Here is a 3,535-nt window from a genome sequence, read left to right on the forward strand (position 1 = left end):
ATGTCGAGGCCCTCATAGCATTGCAGCCGCACCAGGCGCCTGCCCAGCGTGGCCGACAGCACCTTGGCGATCTCGGTCTTGCCGACTCCGGCCTCGCCCTCGAGGAACAGCGGCCGCTTCAGGCGCAGGGCCAGGAACAGCGCGGTCGCCAGCGGCCGGTCGGCGACATAGTCGCCGCGGGACAGGAGCGCGAGGGTGTCCTCGACGGAGGTGGGCAGAGCGACAGCGTTCATCGGACGAATCCCAGTTTCGGGCAGCATAGGGGGGCGCACATCCCGGAACCAGCCTTACGCCGCGTCCGGGATCTTCTCGCCGCGCAGATCCGCGGCCGGGGTGAACAGCTCCTGCGGCCGGGGCACGCCGCGCAGCCGGCGGGTGCCGACCGAGATCAGACGCACCGGGCATAGTTCGGCGAAGCGGGCCGAGGTCAGGATGCGCTGGCCGACCAGCTTGGTCATCTGCTCGATCCGCGCCGCGCGATTCACCTCCGGACCGACCACGGTGAAGTCCAGCCGGTCCGGCGCGCCGATATTGCCGAAGATGACCTCGCCGAAATGCAGGGCGATGCCGGCGCGGATCTCGTCCAGCCCCTCGGTCCGGCGCCGGTCGTTCATGGCGTCGAGGCCGGCGAAGGCGTCGAGCGCGCCGATCAGGGCGCGGGCGCAGGCCTCCGCCGTCTCCTCGCCGTCGCCGATGCGAAAGATGGCGAGCACGCCGTCGCCCATGAATTTCAGCACCTCGCCGCCCGCCGTCTGGATCGCGCCGACGATGATGGTGAAATACTCGTTCATCAGCTGCAGCAGCGTGTCGCGCGGCGTTGCCTCGGCCCGGGCGGTGAAGCCGCGCATGTCGCAGAACAGGATCACCGCCTCGAGCGACTGGGCGCCGCCGCGGACGATATCGCCATCCAGGATGCGGCGCGCCGCCTCGTGCCCGACATAGGTGTCGAGCAGATGTTCCGTCTTCTGGCGGTCGACCATGATCTCGCAGACGGCGCCCACCGCCGGCAGGATGCGTTCGACGAAGGCGATCTGGGCGTCGTCGAAGCCGGCAGGATGGCCGGAGACCATGCCGAAGCCGGTGGTCCACTGGGCGGTGCCGAACACCATCGGCAGCAGCACGTAGTCGACGGCGCCTTCGTCGCGCAATTCCACCAGCACCGGGAAATCGACCTGGGCCTCCGGCCCGTCCAGGCGGCGGCGCACCATCTTCGACGTCTGGTGCATCAGCGCGATCGGGCTGCTGAGATATCCCGGGCCGCTGGCCTGCTCACGGTCGAACCGGATCTCGCGCACATCAGTCTTCGTCGGCCGCCATTCATAGGACGCGGCGCCGATCAGCGGATGGAACTGCGGCAGGTGGAAGGTCAGCCGCCACAGCGGCAGCCCAGCCTGGAGCAGGCGCCCGGCCACGCCCTGCAGCACGGGCGCCGGCGAGGGCAGCATGCGGGCCGGGCCCAGCAGCCAGTCGATGATGTCGGTCGGATCGGACATCATTCCAACATGGATCGTGATCGCGGTTTCGGGAAGGGGGATCACGAGGCTGAAACGGCTTTGGATCGATCGCCGCTGTCAGAGGCCGGCCGCTTTCAGACTCGAGAGCCAATCCGACCGCAGCGGTGAGCATCCTCGACGGTACCTCGGGCGCTATGCCGGGATCCTATAGGCTGACAGGTCGCGCTCGCCACAAGGTGATTTCGACGGCAGCGAGTCGTGAGAAACAAAACAAGCGAGAGAATCATGGCCTAGGACTCAAGACAGATCATGGATCTCCTAAATTTAGTCCGAATGAGGCACGTATAGGTTCTTCAGTCGTGGAATGGGGAGGCCTATCGTGCATAATCGAATCATCTGCAGTGTGTCTGAATACTATGATAATTTGAAGCATGGATACTTTTCATATCATCGTTTAAATTCCAAGTTCACTTTGTCTGTGTCAATGGTTGCTCTATCCCTGATGGGGACCTGGAGCAGTGCACGAGCCGATACGAGCGACGTCAAGGGCCCGGCCCCCCTGATCGTGGCAAAGTCCGGCGATCACTGCAAAGACGACCCGAACTGCTTCAACCGGATACATTATGCGATCAAGCCAGTCGCCAGTGTCGAGCCCGGGCAGTTGTTCGTCCTTGAGACGCGCGACGGTCTCGATTCCGAGTTCGACTTCAATTCGACGCCTGCGGACGTGGCGGCCGTCAATCTGAACAACTGCCATCCGCTCACAGGCCCCGTGAACGTTGAAGGGGCGAAGCGCGGCGACGCCATCGCGGTCACCGTGGTCGACATCGCGCCCGATGACTTCGGCACGACCACGATCGTGCCGGGGTTCGGCTTCCTGAGGGATCTGTTTCCCGATCCTTACATTGTCCACTGGACGCTGAACCGCCTTGAAGCGCGTTCGAAGGACATGCCGGGTATCGCGGTGCCCATCAGTGCGTTCATGGGGACCGTTGGCGTGCTCCCCGACAAGCCGGAACTCGACAAGTGGCTGAAGCGAGAGAAGGTGCTCGCCGATGCCGGTGGTGAGGTGCTGCCTCCCCAACCGATTGATGCCCTGCCAGCGGATCTCTGCGGCGTCGACGGCACGGCGAAGGACGAGTGCGTGCGAACTGTCCCGCCGCGCGAGAACGGCGGCAACATCGACACCAAGGAAACGGTCGTCGGCACCACGCTGCTGTTCCCTTGCTTCAACGACGGATGCGGCCTCTTCGCCGGTGATGTCCACTTCGCCATGGGCGGCGGCGAGGTGGCCGGCACGGCCATCGAGATGGGCGCAAAGGTGACACTTCGGGCCAAAGTGATCCCGGGTGGGGCTTCGCTGCTCACGACCGTGCATTTCGAGGGCGGCTCGCAGCTGAAGAACCTGGCCCCGTCGAGTTTCTATGGGATCACGGGGCTTCCGCTTAAGGCCGAAGGCGAGGTGCCGTTGTTTTCGACCTACCTGGACAGTCAGAAGATTGCCCCGCTTGCCAATCTCTCCGAGGACCTCACGCTGGCCGCGCGAAATGCGACCCTCAACATGATCGACTTCCTGGTCAAAACGAAGGGTCTGACCCGCGAGCAGGCCTACGTCCTGGTCAGCGTGGCCGTGGATCTCAACATCGCGCAGGTCGTCGACGTGCCGAATGTGGGCGTCACGGCGATCTTGAACCGCGACGTGTTCAAGCCGGAATAGAGGGAGGCAGCGAGCATGAAACGGCGAGCATTGCTGACGGCGGGGGCGGGCGCGGCGGCGCTCATGCTCGCCGGGCACAGGCCGGCGCTTGCCGACCTGGAGCCGGACCGCCTGTGGCTGATCTACCGGCGCCACTCTCTTCTGGTCGTTGGCCAGCGCGATGATGAAACAGCCAGTGCCTACGCCGTCGCCGTGGTTGATGTCCTGGCGCGCCTGCTGCCCTCTTCGCTCGCCCGGCTGGCCCGCGCAGCGGACACCCGGCGCGTCGGCGTGCTCATCGGCACCGCTCAACAGGACGTCGCCATCATGGCCGCAGAGAGTGCCGAAGCGCTCTTTCTCGCACAGCCGCCCTTCGACGATATCC

The 3,535-nt window shown here is 64.9% G+C and carries 3 protein-coding genes and 1 pseudogene; 2 read left to right on the plus strand and 2 right to left on the minus strand.

From position 1 onward, the window contains the following. Both AC3XYG_RS37640 and AC3XYG_RS37645 read right to left on the minus strand, forming a co-directional pair. Positions 1-233, minus strand: a pseudogene (locus AC3XYG_RS37640) (AAA family ATPase); the annotation flags it as partial. 54 nt (positions 234-287) lie between these two features. Beyond that, positions 288-1,496, minus strand: coding sequence for an adenylate/guanylate cyclase domain-containing protein (locus AC3XYG_RS37645; protein WP_489145024.1), 1,209 nt, complete (start codon positions 1,494-1,496; stop codon positions 288-290). Positions 1,497-1,956: 460 nt separating this feature from the next. Between AC3XYG_RS37645 and AC3XYG_RS37650 the strand changes: the two genes are divergently transcribed. Both AC3XYG_RS37650 and AC3XYG_RS37655 read left to right on the plus strand, forming a co-directional pair. After that, positions 1,957-3,171: an acetamidase/formamidase family protein gene (locus AC3XYG_RS37650; RefSeq protein WP_489145025.1), complete on the plus strand. Its 1,215-nt coding sequence runs from the start codon at positions 1,957-1,959 to the stop codon at positions 3,169-3,171. 15 nt (positions 3,172-3,186) lie between these two features. Continuing rightward, positions 3,187-3,535: hypothetical protein (locus AC3XYG_RS37655; RefSeq protein WP_489145026.1), on the plus strand; the 349-nt coding region annotated here is incomplete at its 3' end.

The organism is Inquilinus sp. (assembly GCF_057815775.1).